This is a genomic window from Paraburkholderia sartisoli, assembly GCF_900107685.1.
Lineage (GTDB): Bacteria > Pseudomonadota > Gammaproteobacteria > Burkholderiales > Burkholderiaceae > Paraburkholderia > Paraburkholderia sartisoli.
The window spans coordinates 806,701-827,873 of the sequence record NZ_FNRQ01000002.1 but is presented as its reverse complement, the minus strand read 5'-3'; the positions used below and the strand labels follow the sequence as shown (position 1 = coordinate 827,873).

At 64.7% G+C, this 21,173-nt stretch carries 20 protein-coding genes; 7 read left to right on the top strand and 13 right to left on the bottom strand.

What is annotated here, in order from left to right; genetic code table 11:
• Nucleotides 1-37 precede the first annotated feature (37 nt).
• From BLV45_RS10945 to BLV45_RS10935, 3 genes are all read right to left on the bottom strand, one after another.
• Nucleotides 38-1,672 (bottom strand): FMN-binding glutamate synthase family protein, encoded by a 1,635-nt coding sequence (locus tag BLV45_RS10945; RefSeq protein ID WP_090532631.1) that lies wholly within the window; start codon nt 1,670-1,672, stop codon nt 38-40.
• 191 nt (nt 1,673-1,863) lie between these two features.
• On the bottom strand, nt 1,864-3,012 hold the full coding sequence (mnmA, locus tag BLV45_RS10940) for a tRNA 2-thiouridine(34) synthase MnmA (RefSeq protein ID WP_090532628.1): 1,149 nt from the start codon (nt 3,010-3,012) through the stop codon (nt 1,864-1,866).
• Between the two features lie 10 nt (nt 3,013-3,022).
• Nucleotides 3,023-3,520 carry an NUDIX hydrolase gene (locus BLV45_RS10935; protein ID WP_090532626.1) on the bottom strand — a complete coding sequence of 166 codons (498 nt, stop codon included), beginning with the start codon at nt 3,518-3,520 and terminating at the stop codon, nt 3,023-3,025.
• 227 nt (nt 3,521-3,747) lie between these two features.
• Here BLV45_RS10935 and BLV45_RS10930 point away from each other — a divergent pair, with 227 nt between their 5' ends.
• Genes BLV45_RS10930 through BLV45_RS10920 form a run of 3 tightly spaced genes read left to right on the top strand, consistent with a single transcriptional unit; the run spans nt 3,748 to nt 6,689 of the window.
• Nucleotides 3,748-4,890, top strand: coding sequence for a Re/Si-specific NAD(P)(+) transhydrogenase subunit alpha (locus BLV45_RS10930; RefSeq protein WP_090532623.1), 1,143 nt, complete (start codon nt 3,748-3,750; stop codon nt 4,888-4,890).
• 9 nt (nt 4,891-4,899) lie between these two features.
• Nucleotides 4,900-5,235 (top strand): NAD(P) transhydrogenase subunit alpha, encoded by a 336-nt coding sequence (locus BLV45_RS10925; RefSeq protein ID WP_090532621.1) that lies wholly within the window; start codon nt 4,900-4,902, stop codon nt 5,233-5,235.
• The gene (locus BLV45_RS10920; RefSeq protein ID WP_090532619.1) at nt 5,235-6,689 is read left to right on the top strand and encodes an NAD(P)(+) transhydrogenase (Re/Si-specific) subunit beta; all 1,455 of its coding nucleotides are present in this window, start codon (nt 5,235-5,237) and stop codon (nt 6,687-6,689) included. Before BLV45_RS10925 ends, BLV45_RS10920 begins: the two co-directional genes overlap by 1 nt.
• Before the next feature lie 55 nt (nt 6,690-6,744).
• Here the strand turns inward: BLV45_RS10920 and BLV45_RS10915 are convergent, their stop codons facing one another.
• From BLV45_RS10915 to BLV45_RS10885, 7 genes are all read right to left on the bottom strand, one after another.
• Nucleotides 6,745-7,491 (bottom strand): helix-turn-helix transcriptional regulator, encoded by a 747-nt coding sequence (locus BLV45_RS10915; RefSeq protein ID WP_090532617.1) that lies wholly within the window; start codon nt 7,489-7,491, stop codon nt 6,745-6,747.
• A 62-nt stretch (nt 7,492-7,553) separates the two neighbouring features.
• Complete coding sequence (locus tag BLV45_RS10910) at nt 7,554-7,937, bottom strand: VOC family protein (protein WP_090532615.1); 384 nt, start codon at nt 7,935-7,937, stop codon at nt 7,554-7,556.
• A gap of 191 nt (nt 7,938-8,128) precedes the next feature.
• Entirely contained in the window at nt 8,129-9,436 is a 1,308-nt protein-coding gene (locus BLV45_RS10905; RefSeq protein WP_090532613.1) for a THUMP domain-containing class I SAM-dependent RNA methyltransferase, read from the bottom strand.
• Between the two features lie 372 nt (nt 9,437-9,808).
• On the bottom strand, nt 9,809-10,615 hold the full coding sequence (locus tag BLV45_RS10900) for a PqiC family protein (RefSeq protein ID WP_090532611.1): 807 nt from the start codon (nt 10,613-10,615) through the stop codon (nt 9,809-9,811).
• Complete coding sequence (locus BLV45_RS10895; protein WP_090532609.1) at nt 10,612-12,231, bottom strand: PqiB family protein; 1,620 nt, start codon at nt 12,229-12,231, stop codon at nt 10,612-10,614. Before BLV45_RS10895 ends, BLV45_RS10900 begins: the two co-directional genes overlap by 4 nt.
• Nucleotides 12,228-12,878: a paraquat-inducible protein A gene (locus tag BLV45_RS10890; RefSeq protein ID WP_090532607.1), complete on the bottom strand. Its 651-nt coding sequence runs from the start codon at nt 12,876-12,878 to the stop codon at nt 12,228-12,230. Before BLV45_RS10890 ends, BLV45_RS10895 begins: the two co-directional genes overlap by 4 nt.
• A gap of 7 nt (nt 12,879-12,885) precedes the next feature.
• Entirely contained in the window at nt 12,886-13,566 is a 681-nt protein-coding gene (locus BLV45_RS10885) for a paraquat-inducible protein A (protein ID WP_090532605.1), read from the bottom strand.
• Nucleotides 13,567-14,039: 473 nt separating this feature from the next.
• Between BLV45_RS10885 and BLV45_RS10880 the strand changes: the two genes are divergently transcribed.
• The 4 genes from BLV45_RS10880 to BLV45_RS10865 all read left to right on the top strand — a co-directional run bounded on the left by BLV45_RS10880 (nt 14,040) and on the right by BLV45_RS10865 (nt 17,363).
• The gene (locus BLV45_RS10880) at nt 14,040-14,609 is read left to right on the top strand and encodes a cytochrome b (RefSeq protein WP_090532603.1); all 570 of its coding nucleotides are present in this window, start codon (nt 14,040-14,042) and stop codon (nt 14,607-14,609) included.
• Between the two features lie 7 nt (nt 14,610-14,616).
• The gene (locus BLV45_RS10875) at nt 14,617-15,180 is read left to right on the top strand and encodes a YceI family protein (RefSeq protein WP_090532601.1); all 564 of its coding nucleotides are present in this window, start codon (nt 14,617-14,619) and stop codon (nt 15,178-15,180) included.
• Between the two features lie 86 nt (nt 15,181-15,266).
• Nucleotides 15,267-15,827 (top strand): YceI family protein, encoded by a 561-nt coding sequence (locus BLV45_RS10870; protein WP_090532894.1) that lies wholly within the window; start codon nt 15,267-15,269, stop codon nt 15,825-15,827.
• 258 nt (nt 15,828-16,085) lie between these two features.
• On the top strand, nt 16,086-17,363 hold the full coding sequence (locus BLV45_RS10865; protein WP_090532599.1) for an MFS transporter: 1,278 nt from the start codon (nt 16,086-16,088) through the stop codon (nt 17,361-17,363).
• Nucleotides 17,364-17,481: 118 nt separating this feature from the next.
• Here the strand turns inward: BLV45_RS10865 and secF are convergent, their stop codons facing one another.
• The 3 genes from secF to yajC all read right to left on the bottom strand — a co-directional run bounded on the left by secF (nt 17,482) and on the right by yajC (nt 20,957).
• Nucleotides 17,482-18,432, bottom strand: a complete 951-nt coding sequence (gene secF / locus BLV45_RS10860) for a protein translocase subunit SecF (protein WP_090532597.1) — start codon at nt 18,430-18,432, stop codon at nt 17,482-17,484.
• Between the two features lie 18 nt (nt 18,433-18,450).
• The gene (secD, locus tag BLV45_RS10855; RefSeq protein ID WP_090532595.1) at nt 18,451-20,487 is read right to left on the bottom strand and encodes a protein translocase subunit SecD; all 2,037 of its coding nucleotides are present in this window, start codon (nt 20,485-20,487) and stop codon (nt 18,451-18,453) included.
• Between the two features lie 146 nt (nt 20,488-20,633).
• Nucleotides 20,634-20,957, bottom strand: coding sequence for a preprotein translocase subunit YajC (gene yajC / locus BLV45_RS10850; protein WP_090532593.1), 324 nt, complete (start codon nt 20,955-20,957; stop codon nt 20,634-20,636).
• Between the last annotated feature and the right edge of the window lie 216 nt (nt 20,958-21,173).

The window sequence follows — 21,173 nt, the reverse complement described above, 5'->3', positions numbered from 1 at the left end:
CCGGGTTTCGGGCACGCGCTTTCTTCTTTGTGCCGCTCTACACGGTCTGCGGTTGCGCCGGCTGCTTCAGGGGCGGCACGCGCTTCGGCGAAAACGAATCGCTGCGCGCGACCGGCCACCACTTTTCATACAGCGAATACCGGTAGTTGCCGCTGACGAGATCGTTCGGCTCCAGATACTTGAGCAGATCCGACATCAACCGCACTTCATGCGACGACACCCGCCGCACGATGTGATGCGCGCGCAGATCGGCCGGATGTTCGAGGCCGGCGGCCTGGATGATTTCCTGCAACGCATGCAGCGTGTTGTGATGGAAGTTGAACACGCGGTCCGATTTGTCCGGCACCACGAGCGCGCGCTGGCGAACCGGGTCCTGTGTCGCGACGCCGGTCGGGCAGCGGCCCGTGTGGCATGTCTGCGCCTGGATGCAGCCGACCGCGAACATGAAGCCGCGCGCCGCGTTGACCCAGTCGGCGCCGATCGCGAGCGTCTTCGCGATATCGAACGCGGTGATCATCTTGCCGCTCGCGCCCACGCGGACCCGGTCACGCAGGCCGATGCCGACGAGCGTGTTATGCACGAGCAGCAGCCCTTCCTGCAGCGGCACGCCGACGTGATCGGTGAACTCCAGCGGCGCCGCACCCGTGCCGCCTTCCGCGCCGTCGACGACGATAAAGTCCGGCACGATGCCCGTCTCCAGCATCGCTTTCGCGATGCCGAAAAACTCCCACGGATGTCCGATGCACAGCTTGAAGCCGGTCGGCTTGCCGCCTGACAGCGTGCGCAGCCGCTCGACGAATTCGAGCAGCCCGCGCGGCGTCGAGAACTCGGAGTGCGTCGCGGGCGACACGCAGTCGCGGCCCATCGGCACGCCACGCGTCTCCGCGATTTCGGGCGTGATCTTCGCCGCCGGCAGCACGCCGCCGTGCCCGGGCTTCGCGCCTTGCGACAGCTTGATTTCGATCATCTTCACCTGCGGTTCGCTCGCCTGCTTCGCGAATTTTTCCGCGCTGAAGGTGCCGTCGTCGTTGCGGCACCCGAAGTAGCCCGACGCGATTTCCCAGATGATGTCGCCACCGTGTTCGCGGTGATATTTCGACATCGAGCCTTCGCCGGTGTCGTGCGCGAAGTTGCCTTTTTTCGCGCCGAGATTGAGCGCCATGATCGCGTTCGCCGACAGCGAGCCGAAGCTCATCGCCGACACGTTGAAGATCGACATCGAATAAGGTTGCGCGCGCTCTGCGCCGACGACGATGCGAAAGTCATGGCTGTCGAGTTTTGTCGGCGCGAGCGAGTGGCTGATCCATTCGTGCGCGACCGCTTTCACGTCGAGCTCGGTGCCGTAGGGCCGGCTGTCGACGTCGTTTTTCGCGCGCTGGTAGACGATGCTGCGCTGGGCGCGCGAGAACGGACGCTCTTCTGTATCGCCTTCGACGAAATACTGGCGGATCTCCGGGCGGATGAATTCGAACAGAAAACGGAAGTGGCCCCAGAGCGGGTAATTGCGCAGGATCGCGTGGCGTTCCTGCGTCAGGTCGAAGATGCCGAGCGCGACCAGCGCCAGCGGCACGACGATCCAGAACCACGAAAGGTGATGCAGCGCGGCGAGCGTTGCGCAGGCGGCCAGCAGCACGATCGCGCACCACATCGCCACATAACGTCGAGAGAACATGAAGACTCCATTGCAGTGAATATCGCCGCAGCACGCGCGGCGCGGGCAACGCCATGCTTCGGCGTACACGCGCCTCGCCGCGGGTGAATCGAACGACTGCTTTCTTTCTGATTCTTATGTCGAAGCAAACCGGCTACCCGATGCCACAGGCTGACGAATCACGGATGACAGATCGCGAGACCACCGATGCGCTAGCGCGCCGCACCCAGCAACGCGGCGCTCCGCGGCGCACGCGTGAGCGGCTGCGCCGTCGCGGCATGCTCGATGATGCCGCCGCCAAGACACACGTCGCCATCGTAGAGCACCGCCGATTGCCCTGGTGTGACAGCCCATTGCGCGTCGTCGAAGTGCAGGCCGAAATGGCCTTCGGCGAGCCCGGCGGTGCTGAACGTGCATGCCGCGTCCGCCTGGCGATAGCGCGTCTTGGCCGCGCACGCGAAGTCTTCCGGCGGCGCCTCGCCTGCCACCCAGCTCGTGTTTCCCGCGCCCAGCGAGTGGCTGAGCAGCCACGGATGGTCGTGCCCCTGCGCGACGTATAGCGTATTCGACGGGATGTCCTTGCCCGCGGCGAACCACGGCTCGCCGCTGCCGTCCTTGCTGCCGCCAAGACCGATGCCCTTGCGCTGGCCGTACGTATAGAACGCAAGGCCGATATGTTCGCCGACGACCTTGCCATCGGTCGTCTTCATCGGACCGGGCTTCGTCGGCAGATATCGGTTCAGGAAGTCGCGAAACGGTCGTTCGCCGATAAAGCAGATGCCGGTCGAGTCTTTCTTCTTCGCGTTCGGCAGGCCGATCTGTTCAGCGATCTCGCGCACTTTCGTCTTCGGCATCTCGCCGAGCGGAAAGAGCGTTTTCGACAGTTGCGCCTGGTTCAGGCGATGCAGGAAGTACGACTGGTCCTTCGTGTGGTCGAACGCTTTCAGCAGCTCGAAACGGCCTTCGCGTTCGCGCACGCGTGCGTAGTGACCCGTCGCGATAGTCTGCGCGCCGAGCGACATCGCGTGATCGAGGAACGCCTTGAACTTGATTTCGGCGTTGCACAGCACGTCCGGGTTGGGCGTGCGGCCCGCCGAGTATTCGCGCAGGAATTCGGCGAACACGCGGTCTTTATATTCGGCGGCGAAGTTGACCGCCTCGACGTCGATGCCGATCAGGTCAGCCACCGAGACGACGTCGATCCAGTCCTGCCGCGTCGAGCAGTACTCGCTGTCGTCGTCGTCTTCCCAGTTCTTCATGAAAAGACCGACGACGTCGTATCCCTGTTCTTTCAGCAGCCACGCGGTCACCGACGAATCGACGCCGCCCGACATGCCCACTACGACTTTCTGCTTGCTCATTGTCTGCCTGCTACTTCTGTGTGCTAACTGGCCGGGGTGGTCCGACCGAGTGCGTGTGCACGAAGTCGAGCGGAATGCGCCGGCCGGCGAGGTAATCGTCGATACATTGCATGACGAGCGGCGTGCGATGCCGTTCGGGACATGCGCGCAATTCGTCGGCGCTCATCCACAGCGTGCGCACGATGTCCGGATCGAGCGCGCGACCCGCCTCGGGTTCGCCGCTGCCGCCGCAATACGTGAAGCGCACATACGTGACGCCTTCGCGCGCCGGCCGCGCGAAATGCGTCATATAAACGCCGACGAGCGCGTGAGGCGTGAACGGATGCGCGGTTTCCTCGAGCGTCTCGCGGATCACCGCTTCGACGAGCGTTTCGCCGGCTTCCAGATGGCCGGCCGGCTGGTTCAGCCGCAGCCCGTCGTCGGTGTGTTCCTCGACGACGAGAAAGCGCCCGTCGCGCTCGACGATCGCCGCGACCGTGACGTGTGGAGCCCAGGATTCCGGTTTCATGGGATCGCATTTTACCGTCTATGGCGAGGGGCTGCCGGCAAGGTGCCCACAGGCGATCCGCGGCCGGATTGCCTGGGATTAACTGTTTGGATACCCGGATCGCCCCTGGTTTCTGTCTATCGGCGGGTTTCGGTTAAAGTGAAGCAGTTAGCTGATGCAATATCCAGGCCGGCGTGCCTCGTCGGCAGAACTGTACGAAACAACAGGAAGTCGAGGAGGATTCAACGATGCACATCGGAGTGCCAGCCGAAACGCGGCCGTACGAAACCCGCGTTGCCGCGACGCCCGAGACGGTAAAAAAGTACGTTTCCCAAGGTCACAGAGTCACGGTTCAAAGCGGCGCCGGCACCGGCGCGAGCTTTACTGATGAAGCCTTTGCGGCCGCCGGAGCGGAACTTGTCGACGCGCCCACTGCGTTCGGCGCCGATCTCGTTCTCAAGGTCCAGTCGCCCACCGATACCGAGTTGCCGATGCTCAGGCGCGGCGCAACGCTCGTCGGGATGCTGGACCCCTTTAATTCAGAAAACTCATCAAAGCTCGCCGCTGCTGGCGTGACTGCATTTGCGCTCGAAGCCGCGCCGCGCACGACGCGCGCGCAAAGTCTCGACGTACTGTCGTCTCAAGCCAACATTGCGGGCTATAAAGCGGTGCTGCTCGGCGCGACGTTGTACCCGCGCTTCATGCCGATGCTGATGACGGCGGCGGGCACCGTGAAGGCGGCGCGCGTGCTGATTCTCGGCGCGGGCGTGGCCGGGCTGCAGGCGATTGCGACTGCTAAACGTCTCGGCGCGGTGATCGAGGCGTCCGACGTGCGTCCGGCGGTGAAGGAGCAGATCGAATCGCTCGGCGCGAAGTTTCTCGACGTGCCCTACGAAACCGACGAAGAGCGCGACGCCGCGCAGGGCGTCGGTGGCTACGCGCGGCCGATGCCGGCCTCGTGGCTTGCGCGCCAGTCGGTGCTCGTTCACGAGCGCGCGAAGCAGGCCGACATCGTCATCAGCACCGCGCTGATTCCGGGCCGTCCCGCGCCGACGCTGATCTCCGTCGAAACCGTGCAGGCGATGAAGCCGGGTTCCGTGCTGATCGATCTGGCCGCGGGCCGCGGTCCCGAGTATGAAGGGCAGCGCGGCGGCAACTGTCCGCTGACCGAAGCGGACAAGGTCGTCACGAAGTTCGGCGTGCAGATCGTGGGTTACACGAATCTGGCGTCGATGGTGCCGTCCGACGCGTCGTCGCTTTACGCGCGCAACCTGCTCGACTTCCTGAAGCTGATCGTCACGAAGGAAGGCGCACTGAACATCGATCTCGCGGACGATATCGTCGCGGCCACGCTGCTGGCCCGCGACGGCGCCGTGACACGCAAGGCATAAGGGGCAACCATGGAAGTCATCAACCATACGGTGATCAACCTGATCATCTTCGTGCTGGCGATTTACGTCGGCTACCACGTCGTCTGGAACGTCACGCCCGCGCTGCACACGCCGCTGATGGCGGTGACCAACGCGATCTCCGCGATCGTGATCGTCGGCGCGATGCTCGCCGCCGGGCTCACGCTCGGCACGACCGGCAAGTTCTTCGGCACGCTCGCGGTCGGGCTGGCGGCGGTGAACGTGTTCGGCGGATTTCTCGTGACGCGGCGAATGCTCGAGATGTTCCGCAAGAAAGAACCGAAGAAGCTGGCGGCGCCAGGCAACACCGCGAAGGAGAACGCGTAATGAGCCTGAACGTCGTCACGCTGTTATATCTCGTTGCGTCGGTGTGTTTCATCCAGGCGCTCAAGGGGCTGTCGAATCCGAAGACCGCGCGCACCGGCAATCTGTTCGGCATGGTCGGGATGGCGATTGCGATTCTCACGACCATCGCATTGATCACGAAGCAGGCCGCCGGACTCGGCTCGAATCTCGCCCTCGGTCTCGGCCTGCTGTTCGCCGCGTTGATCGTGGGCGGCGCGGTTGGCGCGTTCGTCGCCGCGCGCGTCGAGATGACGAAGATGCCAGAACTCGTCGCCGCGATGCACTCGCTGATCGGTCTCGCCGCGGTGTGTATCGCGTACGCGGTGGTGTCGGAGCCGGCCGCATTCGGGCTCGGCGTCGAGGATGCGCCGTACGCGGGATTCCTGCCCTACGGCAATCGCGTCGAGCTGTTCATCGGCACGTTCGTCGGCGCGATCACGTTCTCCGGTTCGGTGATCGCGTTCGGCAAGCTGTCGGGCAAGTACAAGTTCCGGCTCTTTCAGGGTGCGCCCGTCGTCTACGCGGGCCAGCATCTGATCAACCTGCTGCTCGCGCTCGGGATGATCGGCTTCGGCGTGATCTTCTTTCTCACGCAGGCATGGCTGCCGTTCATCATCATGACGGCGATCGCGTTCGCGCTCGGCGTGCTGATCATCATCCCGATCGGCGGCGCGGACATGCCGGTGGTCGTGTCGATGCTCAACTCGTACTCGGGCTGGGCGGCGGCGGGCATCGGCTTCTCGCTGAACAATCCGATGCTGATCATCGCGGGTTCGCTCGTGGGTTCGTCGGGCGCGATCCTGTCGTACATCATGTGCCGCGCGATGAACCGTTCGTTCTTCAACGTGATCCTGGGCGGCTTCGGTAACGAAGGCGGCGCGGCCGTGGCGGGCGGCGCGACGGAGCAGCGCCCGGTCAAGTCGGGTTCGGCGGAAGACGCTTCGTTCATGATGGGCAACGCGGAAACGATCGTGATCGTGCCGGGTTACGGGCTCGCGGTGGCGCGCGCGCAGCATGCGCTGAAGGAGCTGACCGACAAGCTCGTCGAGAAGGGCATCGAGGTGAAGTACGCGATTCACCCGGTGGCCGGCCGGATGCCGGGCCACATGAACGTGCTGCTGGCCGAAGCCGAAGTGCCGTACGACATGGTCTTCGAAATGGACGACATCAACGGCGAGTTCGGTCAGGTGGACGTGGTGCTGGTGCTCGGCGCGAACGACGTCGTGAATCCCGCGGCGAAGAACGATCCGAAGTCGCCGATCGCGGGGATGCCGATCATCGAGGCTTACAAGGCGCGCACGGTCATCGTGAACAAGCGCTCGATGGCGGCGGGGTATGCGGGGCTCGACAACGATCTCTTCTACATGGACAAGACGATGATGGTCTTCGGCGATGCGAAGAAAGTGATCGAGGATATGGTGAAGGCGGTGGATTGAGCCGTGTGATGTAACGGTCCGTGTCGCGGGTCAGGCGCTCGCGACGCGAACCGGTTCACCGCGGCTTCGCTTCCACATGCCGCATGAAATCCGCCAGCCTGCGGCCTTCCGTATCCGGAAACGCTTCATGCAACGCGACGTCCTGCATGCGCTCGACGTCGAAGTTGCGAAACCCTTCGCGCAGTTCGCACCACGCGGCGATCGTCCAGCGCGCGCCCCAGTAGACGAGCCCGAGCGGCCACACGCGCCGCTCCGTCGCGGCTTCGTTCCGGTCGACGTAGGCGAAGCTCACCACGCGATGATTGTCGATGGCCCGATGCAGCGTGTCCACCTTCTCCGAGAATTCCCCCTTGACGTGAAACGATGGCGCGAAGAAAGGCGCGCGTTCGAGCGTCGCGCGCTTGTCGGCGGGCATCGCGGAGGCAATCTTCGCGAGTGCGCCGCGCGCACCCGAAGCGAAACTCGCGCCGCCCCACGTTTCGAGCATGCGCGCGCCGGCGGCGAGCGCGGCGAGTTCCTCGGCGGTGAAGGTGAGCGGCGGCAGGCTGGCCGAGCGGGCGAGCCGGTAGCCGATGCCGGGCTCGCCTTCGATCGGCACACCGGAGAGTTGCAGGTCGCGCACGTCGCGATACACCGTGCGCGGCGAGATCTTCAGCCATTCGGCAAGCTGCTGCGCGGTGGTCAGCCGGCGGCCGCGCAGCAGTTCGGCGATCTGGAAAAGGCGGTCGGCGCGACGCGTCATCGGAGTTGTCCTGCGTGGAGGTAACAGGGCGGGAACGCCTCCGCGATGATAGCGCCGCATGACGTGCTCCGCGCGTCCCAGGACGGGGCCTGCCACGCGGGTCCGCCCGGGGACGCGATCCTCTAGCCGTTGTGCTGCGAATGCAGGCCGATGCGGTTGCCTTCGGTATCGGCGATGAAGGCGATGTAGCCGATGTCGCCCGGCAACTGGATGGCCGGACCTTCCACCCTGCCGCCGGCCTTCTCGACGCGCGCGAGCACGGTGTTCACGTCGGGCGTGGCGTTGAGATACACCATCGTGCCGGCCGCCGACGGCTTCAGCGACGTGCCGCCGACCACGCAACCGCCCGTTGCCTGCTCGCCATAGGTGAAGAGGGCGATCGGCTGGCCGAAGTCTTCGCGGCGCATCGGGTTGCCGAGGACGGTTTCGTAGAAACGCACCGCGCGATCGAAGTCGGTCGACGGAATTTCAAACCAGGCGATAACGCGGGAATCAGCTGCTGACATGACACGCTCCTTGGTAGTGCGCCGCTCCGTGCAAGATGCCGGATGGCGTGACTGAAGTGTGCTGCCGGGCTACTGACATCGTCCTGTCAGTAGCCTTGAGCGACCGCGAATATTCGAGGGCAATAAAAAACGCGGCGCACGGGGCAGATGCCCGTCGCCGCGTTGTTCTGATGCGCGCCGGAACGGAAAGGCTAGCGCTGACCTTCAGCGGTATCGCCGGGGTTGGTGACACTGGCGGCCGGGCGCTGGCGCACGCTGCCGGCAATCAGGTCGAAGCGGAACAGACGGCATTCGAGCGCGCCGTTGAAGAGCGGCGTCTTGGTCGATTCGCGCAGGCGCATCTGGCCGGGCAGCTTGCGATCCGACGTCAGGACGAATGCGTGCCAGCCGGTGAAGCGCTGCTTGAGCGCATCGCCGAACGACTTGAAGAACTCGCTGTCGGGTGCATCGGTGTGGACGCGTTTGAAGCCTTCGTCCTCGCGGCTTTCGCGGCCGGTTTCGCGCACTTCGCCGCGCGGGCCGCGTCCGCGCACCTCGATACGTTCACCGTACGGCGGATTCGCGACGAGGATGCCCGGCGTGCCGACCGGCGGCGTCATGCCGCGCGCGTCGACCTGCTTGAGCGGCACGTTCAGACCCGCGCGCTCGAAGTTGGCGCGCGCCTTGTCGAGCATGTCGCCGGAAATGTCGCTGCCGAAAATCTGCAGGTCGGCGCGCGAGCCGCGTGCGGCGCGTTTGGCGTCCACCGCGGCGACTTTCAGCGTCTGCCACGCGTTGGCGTCGTACTGCTTCAGGCGTTCGAAACCAAACCGGCGCTCGACGCCCGGCGCGATGTTCAGCGCGACCTGCGCCGCTTCGGCGAGGAACGTGCCGCTGCCGCACATCGGGTCATAGAGCGGCGTGCCGGCGGTCCAGCCCGTCAGGCGCAGGATGCCGGCCGCGAGGTTTTCGCGCAGCGGCGCCGCGCCCTTGTCGAGCCGCCAGCCGCGCTTGAAGAGCGGATCGCCGGACGTGTCGAGATACAGCGTGCAGTCGGTTGCGGTGAGGAACGCGAACACGCGCACGTCGGGTTCGGCCGTGTCGATGCTCGGGCGCGCGCCGCTCTTTTCGCGCAGACGGTCGCAGATCGCGTCCTTGACGCGTAGCGTCGCGAATTCGAGGCTGCGCAGCGGCGACTTGATCGCCGTGACGTCGACGCGCAGCGTTTCGTTCGCGGAGAACCACTGTTCCCAGCGCTGTTCGAGCGCGAGCGCGTAGATGTCCTGCTCGGCGCGATACGGGCGGTGGGCGATCTTCAGCAGCACGCGGCTCGCGATCCGCGAATGCAGGTTGGCGGCCATGCCGGCGGTCCATCCTCCGCGGAAATGCACGCCGCCCGGGACCTGCGCGCCGGGTGCGAACGGGGCGCCGTTCAGATGGCGCGCGCCGATTTCGGCGAGTTCGGACGCGAGCGCGGCTTCAAGGCCGCGTGGGCAGGGGGCGAAAAAATCGAAGGACATTGAGGTTGCCGGAAGGCCTGGAGGGAAGCCCGTATTGTACGCGGTCGGCGGATGCGCTCATGGCCGTCGTGCCGGCCATGCAGGTAAGGCCGGCCGCGTGATCGGCGCGGTCAGTTGCGTCCGGTTGTCGGCAGCAAGGCACGCGATGGCGGTGCGCCATGCCGGACGGATGGTTCAGGCGGAGGCTTCCTGCATCGGGCCGTCGGCAACACGGCGCGCGACGGTGGTGCGCTATGCCGGACGGATGATTCAGGCGAGCACTTCCTGTGTCCGGCCGTCGGCAGCAATGCGCGCGCCGGTGGCGCGCCATGCCTGACGTTTCAGACGGAGGCTTCCGGCAGGTGCCTCCGCCAGCCAGTCTGGCCACTCACCTCAAGCAGCCGGCGCGACTCCCTGAGGCGTTGGACACGGCACCTTGATCACACCCGCGCCGGTCGTCATGGTCGACGACGCGCCCTTCACGGGCACGGCGGTCCGCGTCTGCGGCGCGGCGGCGAGCGCCTGCACGCCGGCGGCGATTTCCGTCGAGATTTCCTGCACCGCGCGACGATGGCCTTCCGCCAGCGCGTCGTAGCCAGCCGCGACCGGCTCGCTCACGACGCTGCGGCAGGTCAGCACCGCCTGCGTGCGCACCGCGCGCACGCTCCAGACGGCGTCGATCAGCGCATGCGAGCCCGGCCACGACTCGAAGCGCTGCACGTTCACGCTGACGCGATACACCGGCGCGCCGTCCGGATACGGCGTGCCGTAGACGTCGATCGCGCCGAGCCGGGCGGTGAGGTCCGACGACAGCGCGCGACGGATCTCGTCGCCCGGCAGGGACGCCCAGCGTTCCTGTTCGAGCACCTGAACCTGCGTCGGGCCCGTCTGCACCACGAACTGGTATTTCGCGACCTGCGGCGGCACGTCGACGGGCGGCACCTCGATCAGCATCGACGAACTGCCGGCCGGGCGGGTGGACGCTGGCGCGCCGGTGCCGGTGTCGTTGCCATTGAGCGTGTAGAAGCGGCTCACTGGCGACGCGCAGCCCGCAAGCGCCAGCACCCCGGCGGCCACGGCCACCGCCGTGACGGAGGGAAGGCTGGCGCGGCCAGCGGCATGGGCAACGGCGCGAAACCCTGCGCGGACAGCAACACGGCTAGCGGCGCGCGCCGGATGAAACAGCCGGGCGAACATCATGGTTTATCTCCTGTTTTGCCACGCAGCAGCGATTCCGGATGACGTTCGAGGTAGTCCGACAGCGCGTTCAGCGATTGCAGCGTGCGCGTCAGTTCCTGCAGCGCCTGATGCACGTCCGATTGCAGCGGCGAATCCTGCTGCAAGGTGGCTTCGGCCGAGCCGAACGTCTGCTTCGCGGCGGCCAGCGTGTCGCGCGCCTCCGGCACGACTTCGGTGTCGAGCCGCCTGAACAGCTGGTCGGCGTTCTTCAGCGCGGTGTTCAGGTTGCTGCCGATCTGGTCGAACGGCACCGCATCCAGTTTCTTCGCGATATCCGCGACCTGAACCTGCAGTTCGTCGAGCGAGTTCGGGATCGTCGGCAACTCCATCGGATCGCTGTTGATATCGATCTTCGCGGGCGGCGCTTTCGGGAAGATGTCGAGCGCGATGTACAGCTGGCTCGTGATCAGGTTGCCCGTGCGCAGCTGGCCGCGCAGGCCGTGCTTGACGAGCCGCTCCAGCAGTTCGTGGCTCGCCGCGCTGCCCGGTTCCGGCACAGGGCCGCGCGCGCGTCGCGAGAGACGTCCCGGATAGATGTTGATCGTCACCGGCATCCTGAAGTTGCGCGCCTTCGGATCGTAGTCGATGCCGATGGCCGTGACCTCGCCGAGCACGATGCCGCGGAAGTCGATCGGCGCGCCCACCGCCAGTCCGCGCAGCGACTGGTTGAAGTTCATCACCACGCGCACCGGTTCGCCGTCCGGATCACGCATCGCGTCGGCCTGGTCGGAGCCGAGGCGGAACGTCGTGTTGTTCTGCGCCTGCGGACCGGGCGGCTGCCCCGGCGGCGCCTGGAACGCAAGACCGCCGACGATCAGCGTGGCCAGCGACTGGGTGTTCAGCTTGAAGCCGCTCGAATCGAGCCGGACGTCGACGCCGCTCGCGTGCCACCAGCGCGTATTGGTGCCGACATACTGGTCGAACGGCGCGCTGACGAACACCTGCATCGTTACACCCGTGCCGTCCTTGTCGAGCGAAAAGCCCACCACCTGGCCCACCTGCACGCGCCGGTAGTAGATCGGCGAACCGATGTCGATCGAGCCGAGCGACTCGCCGCGCAGCGTGAACTGATGGCCTTTCTGGTCGCCGGTAATCGGCGGTGGCGTCTCCAGCCCGACGAAGTCTTTCTGCGTGTCTTCCGTGCGCCCGGGGTCGACGCCGATATACGCGCCAGACAGCAGCGTGCTCAACCCGGACACGCCGCTCGCGCCCACGCGCGGCTTCACGACCCAGAAGCGCGTGCCTTTCACGGCGAAATCCTCGGCTTCCTTGGTGAGCTGCACCTCGACGCTCACGTGCGAGAGATTTTTCGCAAGCTTGATGGTCTTCACGGAGCCGACGTCGACGTCCTTGTACTTGACCTGCGTCTTGCCGGGCTCGAGCCCTTCGGCACTCACGAAGCTGATCGTGATGGTCGGCCCCTTGCCGGAGACCGACTTGACGACGAGCGCGACGCCGATCAGCGCCGCGATCAGCGGAATCACCCAGACGAGCGACGGCAGCCAGCTGCGGCGCGGCGGCTCGATCTCGGGATCCGGCAGATCGGGCGGCGGATTCGGTCCTTGTGGACTATTCATGGTTTGATCCCTGTGGTTTTTCTGTCTTTGCGCTCATCGACGTAATCCCAGATGAGGCGCGGATCGAACTGCATCGAGGCCAGCATCGTGAGGATCACCACGGAGCCGAACGCGAGCGCGCCCGGGCCGGCGGTGATCACCGCGAGTGACTTGAAACGGACCAGCGCGACCGTCAGCGTCACGACGAACACGTCGAGCATCGACCAGCGGCCGATCCGCTCGACGATCCGGTAGAGCTTCGTGCGCTGGTCGGGCCGCCACTTCGAGCGGCGCTGCGCGGTGATGGTCAGCAGCGCGAGCACGCTCAGCTTGAGCATCGGCACCAGGATGCTGGCAATGAACACGATGATGGAAAGCGGCCAGTCGCCCGAGGTCCAGAAGTAGACCACGCCGCTCATGATCGTGTCATCCTCGGCGCCGACGAGCGATGCTGTATGCATGACGGGCAGCAGGTTCGCCGGAATATAGAGCAGCGCGGCCGCGATGAGCAGCGCCCATACGCGCATCAGGCTGTCGGGGGTGCGGCGGTGCAGGGTCGCGCCGCAACGCCCGCACTGTTGATGCTGCGCCGTCCGTTGCCACGGTTCGACCCGCCCGCATGCATGGCAACTGACGAAGCCCGCGCGTTTGGCTGTGATGTATTTCATCCCGCTTTCATCCCTGATGGGGGGCCGGTGGATGGCCGGCGGCCCGCGCTGCCTTGAGACGCCGGATGCGCCGCAGACGCTCCCGGGGCAAGGTATCGGCGATATCCCACAGCGTGCCCGGATCGAACGTGACGACGACCGCGAACATCAGCGTGAGCGCGCCGAAGGCGAAGAGCGCGGCTTCGGGAATCACGCGCGCGAGGCTGATCATCTTCACGATGGTGATCAGCACGCCGAGCATGAACACCTCGATCATGCCCCACGGCCGCACGAACTGGATCGCGCGCAGCACGCGGTTAAAGAGCGGCGGCACATAGCCCGCGCGCACCGGCACGAGCACATAGAGAAGGGCGAGGAGTTCGGTGAGCGGGAAGAGCGTCGTCGAGCAGAAGACCATCACCGCGACGATCTGCATGTCCTCGTTCCACAACGCGACGATCGCGCCGAACAGCGTGGTCTGCGACGTGATCCCACTGGTTTCGAGTTCGACGATCGGGAACGCCTGCGCGATGAGGAACGTGAAGAGCGCGGCCAGCGTCATGGCGACGACGTTGTCGATGCGCGACGACGCGCTCCGGTAGAGCGTTGCCTTGCAGCGCGGGCACCGCGCCAGCGAGCGGCGGTCGAGCCGCGGCTTCTTGAACAGCGCGTCGCACTCGTGGCACGCGATCAGGTGGTCATGTTCCATGTAGGAGTGAAGACAGACAGCGTGGACAGGAATCCGCAATACAAACCGGCACGACCTTTCACCAACGTGTACGAAGACGGCGACCCGGAGAACGGTGCTGCTGGGTGCTTTCGCCCACAAGCTGCGCTCATGTTACCAAACACCCTGGCCGCCGGATTCGAGAATTGTTGCTCCCGCGCATCCGGGGCGGGTGGTGCGCACACGCTTCGGACACTTTCCGGCCCCAAATCGTTCCATCCACGCGACGCACTGTTGCACGGCCGCGCTCAACCCGCTTTGCCGGCTTGCGGTAGCATGGCGGCCTTGGTATCGGCATGCGCCTTTTGCGATGCGCTACGCATGATCCCGTGCAAAGCGCTTACTCTGGTCCCATGCAACATGGTTGCTGACCGGCCCGCGTCGGGCTGCATCCGCGGGGGCTGGAATAAGTGCTTCCGTGGCCCCGTTAACCCTGTTTGCGTCAGTGATCCGTCATGGCATTTCATTCTTCCGTCGCGGCCCCCAGCACGCCCGACCATTACAGCGGGACCGCGATTGCGTTTCACTGGCTGATCGCGCTCCTGATTGTCTGCGGATTCGCGCTCGGCTGGGTAATGACCGACATCCCGGGCTTCACGCCCACCAAGCTGCGCTATTTCTCGTGGCACAAGTGGATCGGCGTGACCGTGTTCGCGCTCGCCGTGCTGCGCATCCTGTGGCGCGCGACCCATGCGGCGCCCGCGTTACCGGGCGGCATGGCCGGCTGGCAGCGGATCGCCGCGCAGCTCGTACACGTGCTGCTGTATGTGCTGATGATCGCGATCCCGGCGTCGGGCTATCTGTACAGCTCGGCGTCGAATATCCCGGTCGTGTATCTCGGTCTCGTGCGCCTGCCGTTGCTGATCGCGCCGGACCCGCATCTGAAAGCCATCCTCAAGGTCGTTCACGTGACGCTCAATTACGGCCTGCTCACGCTCGTCGTCCTGCACGTTGCCGGGGCGCTCAAGCACCAGCTGGTGGATCGCGACGGCCTGCTGTCGCGCATGATCCCTTTCCTCAAATAGGACACACATGAAGGTTTCATTGCATCGCACCCTGCTCGCGGCTTTCACGGCCGTCGCGCTGACTGTCGCGGGCGGCGCGTTCGCCCAGGTCGACGTGTCGAAGAGCACCGTCACGGCGACGTCGAAACAGATGAACGTGCCGGTCGAAGGCAAGTTCGGCAAGTTCACCGCGCAGATCACGTTCGATCCGGCCAGGCCGGCGGCCGGCACGGCACAGATTTCCATCGATACCGGCAGCTACGACCTCGGCGACGAGAGCTACAACGACGAGGTGCGCGGCAAGGAATGGTTCGACTCGAAGACCTACCCGGCGGCGACGTTCGTTTCGAGCGCGATCGCGCCGGCCGGCGGCAACCAGTTCAAGGTGACCGGCAAGCTCACGATCAAGGGCAAGTCGCAGACGGTCACGGTGCCGGTCACCGTCGTGCAGCAGGGCGCGACGCAGACCTTCGACGGCTCGCTGCCCATCAGGCGCTCGCAGTTCGAGGTCGGCACGGGTGAATGGAAAGATACGTCGGTCGTGGCCGACGAAGTGGTCATCAAGTTTCATCTCGTTGCAGCACACAAGTAAGCACTGTCTGCCGTTCTCATTGTTTTCGCGCCGTCCTTTCGTGCGGCGCGCCTGGATACCTGAAGGAGCATGAATTGAAGAAACATCTGCTGATCGCCGCTCTGGCGTCGACTCTCTCGATCGGCGCGTTCGCCGCCGATACCTATCAACTCGACCCCACGCACACGTATCCGAGCTTCGAGGCTGACCACTTCGGCGGCCTGTCGGTGTGGCGCGGCAAGTTCACGAAGAGCACGGGCACGGTCACGCTCGACCGCGCGGCGAAGACCGGCACGGTCGACGTCACGGTCGATCCGGCTTCGGTGAGCACCGGCAACCCGAAGCTCGACGAACATCTGAAATCGGACGCCTTCTTCGACGTCGCGAAGTTCCCGGCTGCGACCTACAAGGGCACCGAGATCAAGTTCGACGGCGACAAGCCTGTCGAAGTGATCGGCACGCTGACGATGCACGGCGTGACGAAGCCGGTGAACCTGAAGATCGAATCGTTCAAGTGCATGCAGCATCCGGTGCTCAAGCGCGAAGTGTGCGGCGTGGAAGCCGCCACGACGTTCGACCGTGCCGACTTCGGCATGGACTTCGGCAAGAAGTATGGCTTCAGCATGCAGACGAAGCTGCACATCCAGTCTGAAGGCATCAAGCAGTAACGGTTTTCCGGGCTTTCGCGTTTTCCCATCCCGGGATGGCGCGGCACTGGGCCTGGCTGGCACGACCTTGCACCCCACTGGCGGATGACGCCAGTGGGGTGTTTTGTTTCAGGCGTCCCGCTTTGGGCGCGATATCCGGGTGCTGCATCTGCCGCTCGCGCGAAGTTATTTTTTCAGGTACACAGTGCGTTACCGCCCAACTGGTTGTGCGCGCATCCAGGCGGGCGACGACACTATTCGCGCGCACGGGAGATCTGAATGAATGCAACGACGGCCGCAAGCGCCGCAGCGGCACGGCACAGCTCGTGGCGCATCGTAGTCGCCGCGTCGATCGGCAATGCGCTGGAGTGGTTTGATCTCGTCGTCTACGGGTTTTTCGCGGTCACTATCTCGAAGCTGTTTTTCCCCGCGGGTAACGACACCATTTCGCTACTGGTCACGCTTGGCACGTTTGGCGTCTCGTTCTTCATGCGCCCGCTCGGCGCGATCGTGCTCGGCGCGTACGCCGACCGGGCAGGGCGCAAGGCGGCCCTGACGCTCTCGATCCTGCTGATGATGGCCGGCACGCTGATCATCGCGATCCTTCCGGTGTACGCGACGATCGGTCTTGCCGCGCCGCTGATCCTGGTGCTCGCGCGGCTAATGCAGGGTTTTTCCGCCGGCGGCGAGTTCGGCAGCGCGACGGCGTTTCTCGCCGAGCACGTGCCGGGCCGGCGCGGTTTCTTCGCGAGCTGGCAGATCGCGAGCCAGGGGCTGACGACGCTGCTCGCGGCGCTCTTCGGCGTCGTGCTGACGGGCAGGCTCTCGCCGGAACAGATGATGTCGTGGGGATGGCGCGTGCCGTTCTTCTTCGGGCTGCTGATCGGGCCGGTCGCGTGGTACATCCGCACGCGCCTCGACGAGACGCCGGAATTTCTCGCCGCCGAAACTACCACGACGCCGCTGCGCGATACCTTCGCGAGCCACAAGCTGCGCCTCGCGATCGCGATCGGCCTCGTGGTGCTCGGCACGGTGTCGACCTATCTCGTGCTCTTCATGCCGACCTACGGCGTCAAGCAACTGGGTTTGTCGCCTTCGGTATCGTTCGCGGCGATCCTGCTCGTCGGCGCGATCCAGCTCGTGTTCGCGCCGGTCGTGGGACACGTGTCCGACCGCCACGGACGAACCGGCATCATGCTGGTTTCAGCCGTGTTGCTGCTGGTGCTGATCTATCCGGCGTTCGCGTATCTCGTCGCGCATCCGACGTTCGAAACGCTCATCGCGATCCAGATCGTTTTCGCGTTTCTGATGACGGGTTACTTCGGCGCGCTGCCGGGGTTGCTCTCGGAGATCTTTCCGGTGGCGACACGCACGACCGGCATGTCGCTCGCGTATAACATCGCGGTGACGGTGTTTGGCGGCTTCGGCCCGTTCATCATCGCGTGGCTGATCAGCGCGACCGGAACGAAAACGGCGCCGGGCTTTTACATGATGTTCGCGGCGGTGATCAGTCTCGTCGCGTTGATCGCGGCGCGGCGCAAGCTCGGGTTCAAATGACGTGTCCGCTGCGCAGCCTCTAAAGGCCATGCGGTAAACGACAAAGGCCGGTTCTTTCGAACCGGCCTTTGTCATATGCCCCTGCGTTGTCGCGAAGGGTAATGCCTGAACCCGCGGCTTAAACCTGCGCGCCTGCGTTCGGATCGTCCGGGTCGTGACGTTCCTTTTTGTCCTTGATCAGGTCTTCACGTTTCACGCCGAGCCACATCGCAAGCGCCGCGGCGACGAACACCGACGAGTAGATACCGAACAGGATACCGACCGTCAGCGCCAGCGCGAAGTAATGCAGTGTCGGGCCGCCGAACAGGAACATCGACAGCACCATCATCTGCGTACAGCCGTGGGTGATGATCGTGCGCGACATCGTGCTCGTGATCGCGTGGTTGATGACCTCGATGACCGTCATCTTGCGTTCGCGGCGGAACGTTTCGCGGATCCGGTCGAAAATAACGACCGATTCGTTCACCGAGTAACCGAGCACCGCGAGCACGGCGGCGAGCACCGACAGCGAGAACTCCCACTGGAAGAACGCGAAGAAGCCGAGAATGATCACCACGTCGTGCAGGTTGGCGATCACGCCGGCGACGGCGTACTTCCATTCGAACCGGAACGACAGATAGATCACGATGCCGGTGACCACGCACGCCAGCGCGAGCAGGCCATCGGTGGCGAGCTCCTTGCCGACCTGCGGACCGACGAACTCGACGCGCTGCAACTGCACCTGCGCGTCATCGGCCTTCAGCGCGGCCATCACCTGGTCGCTCTGCTGCGCGGACGTGAAGCCCGACTTCAGCGGCAGACGGATCAGCACGTCGCGCGAGGTGCCGAACTTCTGCACCTGGGCGTCGGCGTAACCGAGCTTGCCGAGCGTGTCGCGCACGGGTTCGAGCGGCACGGCCTGCGGATACTGCACTTCGATCACCGTGCCGCCGGTGAATTCCACCGACAGATGCAGCCCGCGATGCAAAAGGAAAAACACGGCGGCAATAAACGTCAGGAGCGAGATCGCGTTGAAAATCAACGCGCGCTGCATGAGCGGAAGATCCTTGCGGATGCGGAAAAATTCCATGGTCTCTTTCTCCGGGACTCAGCGGGATGAACCCGGTTTCCGGGGCGCGCTGCCCGGATCGTTGCGACGGCGGACAACCGGCTTGCCGGTGCGCGCCGCACCGGTTTTCGCGGCAGCGCGTGGGCTGGCGGCAGCGACGGCCTGCGCCGTGTCGGTTGCGGTATCGTCGTGGCCGAGGAACGCAGCGTCGCCTTCGACGGGCGTCGGACGCCACACCTGACCGATCGCCAGCGATTTCAGCTTCTTCTTGCCGCCGTACCAGAAGTTCACGATACCGCGCGAGAAGAACACCGCCGAGAACATCGACGTCATGATGCCGATACAGTGGACGACCGCGAAGCCGCGCACCGGACCCGAACCAAACGCGAGCAGCGCGAGACCCGCGATCAGCGTGGTCACGTTCGAGTCGAGAATCGTCGCCCATGCATGCGAGTAGCCGTTCTGGATGGCCAGTTGCGGCGGCGCGCCGTGGCGCAGTTCTTCACGCACGCGCTCGTTGATCAGCACGTTCGCGTCGATCGCCATACCGAGCGCGAGCGCGATAGCGGCGATACCCGGCAATGTCAGCGTGGCCTGCAGCATCGAGAGAATCGAGATCAGCAGCAGCAGGTTCACCGACAGTCCGATCATCGAGATCAGGCCGAACAGCATGTAGTACGCGATCATGAAGACGGCGATCGCCGCGAAGCCCCACACCACCGAGTGGAAGCCCTTGTTGATGTTGTCGGCGCCGAGGCTCGGGCCGATCGTGCGTTCCTCGATGATGTCCATCGGCGCCGCCAGCGAGCCGGCGCGCAGCAGCAGCGCCAGATCCGCCGCGGCCTGCGGCGTCGGCTGGCCGGTGATCTGGAAGCGGTCGCCCAGTTCCGACTGGATCGTCGCGACCGTCAGCACTTCGCCCTTGCCCTTCTCGAACAGCACCATCGCCATCGGCTTGCCGATGTTGTCGCGCGACACCGACGCCACGGCGCGGCCGCCGCGACTGTCGAGGCGGATGTTCACCGACGGACGCTGATGCTCGTCGAAGCCCGACGACGCATCGATAATCCGGTCGCCCGTGAAGATGATCTGCTTTCTCAGCAGCACCGGCGTCTGTGCGCCCTGCGTGAAGAGCTCGTCGCCCGGCGGCACCGGATCGTTCGGGTTCGGATGCGTGTTCACCGGGTCGGCCAGACGCGCTTCGAGCGTCGCCGTACGGCCGATGATGTCCTTCGCCTTGGCCGTGTCCTGCACGCCCGGCAGCTCGACCACGATGCGGTCGGCGCCTTGCTGCTGGATCACCGGTTCGGCGACGCCCAGTTCGTTCACCCGGTTGTGCAGCGTGGTGATGTTCTGCTTGAGCGCCGAGTCTTCGACCGTCTTCTGCACGGCGGGCGTGAAGGTGCCGACCACCTGGACGCCGCCCGCCGGATTCGGCTGCGTGACCCACTGGAGTTCGTTGATGCCCGTGGCAAGCTGCTTGCGCGCGGTTTCGGCGACGTCCGCGTCGGCGAAATTGACGACGACCGACTGGTTCACGCGGTTCACGCCGCCGTCGCGAATGTTCTTGTCGCGCAGCAGCGTGCGGGCGTCGGAGGAGTCGGAGTCGAGCTTCTTGTTCAGCGCGCCGGCCATGTCCACCTGCAGCAGGAAGTGGACCCCGCCGCGCAGATCGAGACCGAGATACATCGGCAGCGCGTGCAGCGCGGTCAGCCAGCCGGGCGACGCACTTTGCAGGTTCAGCGCGACGATGAACTGCGGATCGTTGGGATCGGCGTTCAGCGACTTCTGCAGCAGGTCCTTCACGCGCAGCTGTGTGTCGGTGTCCGTCAGACGCACGCGGATGTTCGCGTTGGTCGACGAATTGTCGAACGTGACGGCGGACGGTTTGATCTGGCTGGCAGCGAGCGCGGCTTCGATCTGCGTGAGCGTGGTCGAATCGAGCTTGACCGTGGCCTTGCCGCTCAACACCTGGACCGCCGGCGCTTCACCGAAGAAGTTCGGCAACGTGTACACGAGGCCGATGGCGAGCGCCACCAGCATCACGACATATTTCCAGAGGGGGTAACGATTCATGGGGATGGCCCAACGGGAAGGTTGGCCTGGAAGCCCGGTCCGATTTTCCAGGCTTTCAGGCGATGCGTCCGGCGATGAGCGCGGAAACCGCGGCGTGAGCCGTTTGCGGTTCCGGCGAGGCCGCGCCGGACGCGAAAGAGCAGGCCTTACAGCGACTTGAGCGTGCCTTTCGGGAGAATCTGCGTCACCGAAGCTTTCTGCACGGTGATTTCAGTGCCTTCAGAAATCTCGACGCCAACGTAAGCATCGCTCACCTTGGTGATCTTGCCCACGATGCCGCCGTTCGTGACGACTTCGTCGCCCTTGGCCATCGCAGCGAGCATGTTGCGGTGTTCCTTCTGGCGCTTCATTTGCGGACGGATCATGATGAAATACAGCACGGCGAACATCAGGATCAGGGGCAGGAAACTCATCAGGCTCGATTCTGCGCCACCGGTGCCTTGCGCGAAGGCATTGGAAATGAACGACACGTTGGTCTCTCCGTTATGATCAAAAAATGCAGCCGGTTATTCTACCACCGGCGATAAGCCGCAACTGCACATGAAATGCGCTTTCCGATCAAGCTGTTATTTGCGATAAGCGCAGCCTGGTCATACGTTGCGAAAGATGATTGTAAGGTTTGTTCCGGCATATGGGCGCATGGTTCTGCGGATTTCGCCCTGTGCGTTAATGGGCGGGCGTTTGCG

What these genes read in the sequence shown, in the direction of transcription:
- BLV45_RS10895 (WP_090532609.1), bottom strand. Translation starts at nt 12,231, where the DNA reads ATGAATAGTCCACAAGGACCGAATCCGCCGCCCGATCTGCCGGATCCC.
- secF (WP_090532597.1), bottom strand. Translation starts at nt 18,432, where the DNA reads ATGGAATTTTTCCGCATCCGCAAGGATCTTCCGCTCATGCAGCGCGCG.
- BLV45_RS10925 (WP_090532621.1), top strand. Translation starts at nt 4,900, where the DNA reads ATGGAAGTCATCAACCATACGGTGATCAACCTGATCATCTTCGTGCTG.
- BLV45_RS10910 (WP_090532615.1), bottom strand. Translation starts at nt 7,937, where the DNA reads ATGTCAGCAGCTGATTCCCGCGTTATCGCCTGGTTTGAAATTCCGTCG.
- BLV45_RS10915 (WP_090532617.1), bottom strand. Translation starts at nt 7,491, where the DNA reads ATGCGGCGCTATCATCGCGGAGGCGTTCCCGCCCTGTTACCTCCACGC.
- BLV45_RS10875 (WP_090532601.1), top strand. Translation starts at nt 14,617, where the DNA reads ATGAAGGTTTCATTGCATCGCACCCTGCTCGCGGCTTTCACGGCCGTC.
- BLV45_RS10900 (WP_090532611.1), bottom strand. Translation starts at nt 10,615, where the DNA reads ATGATGTTCGCCCGGCTGTTTCATCCGGCGCGCGCCGCTAGCCGTGTT.
- BLV45_RS10865 (WP_090532599.1), top strand. Translation starts at nt 16,086, where the DNA reads ATGAATGCAACGACGGCCGCAAGCGCCGCAGCGGCACGGCACAGCTCG.
- BLV45_RS10885 (WP_090532605.1), bottom strand. Translation starts at nt 13,566, where the DNA reads ATGGAACATGACCACCTGATCGCGTGCCACGAGTGCGACGCGCTGTTC.
- BLV45_RS10935 (WP_090532626.1), bottom strand. Translation starts at nt 3,520, where the DNA reads ATGAAACCGGAATCCTGGGCTCCACACGTCACGGTCGCGGCGATCGTC.
- BLV45_RS10930 (WP_090532623.1), top strand. Translation starts at nt 3,748, where the DNA reads ATGCACATCGGAGTGCCAGCCGAAACGCGGCCGTACGAAACCCGCGTT.
- BLV45_RS10920 (WP_090532619.1), top strand. Translation starts at nt 5,235, where the DNA reads ATGAGCCTGAACGTCGTCACGCTGTTATATCTCGTTGCGTCGGTGTGT.
- BLV45_RS10905 (WP_090532613.1), bottom strand. Translation starts at nt 9,436, where the DNA reads ATGTCCTTCGATTTTTTCGCCCCCTGCCCACGCGGCCTTGAAGCCGCG.
- BLV45_RS10890 (WP_090532607.1), bottom strand. Translation starts at nt 12,878, where the DNA reads ATGAAATACATCACAGCCAAACGCGCGGGCTTCGTCAGTTGCCATGCA.
- BLV45_RS10945 (WP_090532631.1), bottom strand. Translation starts at nt 1,672, where the DNA reads ATGTTCTCTCGACGTTATGTGGCGATGTGGTGCGCGATCGTGCTGCTG.
- secD (WP_090532595.1), bottom strand. Translation starts at nt 20,487, where the DNA reads ATGAATCGTTACCCCCTCTGGAAATATGTCGTGATGCTGGTGGCGCTC.
- BLV45_RS10880 (WP_090532603.1), top strand. Translation starts at nt 14,040, where the DNA reads ATGGCATTTCATTCTTCCGTCGCGGCCCCCAGCACGCCCGACCATTAC.
- mnmA (WP_090532628.1), bottom strand. Translation starts at nt 3,012, where the DNA reads ATGAGCAAGCAGAAAGTCGTAGTGGGCATGTCGGGCGGCGTCGATTCG.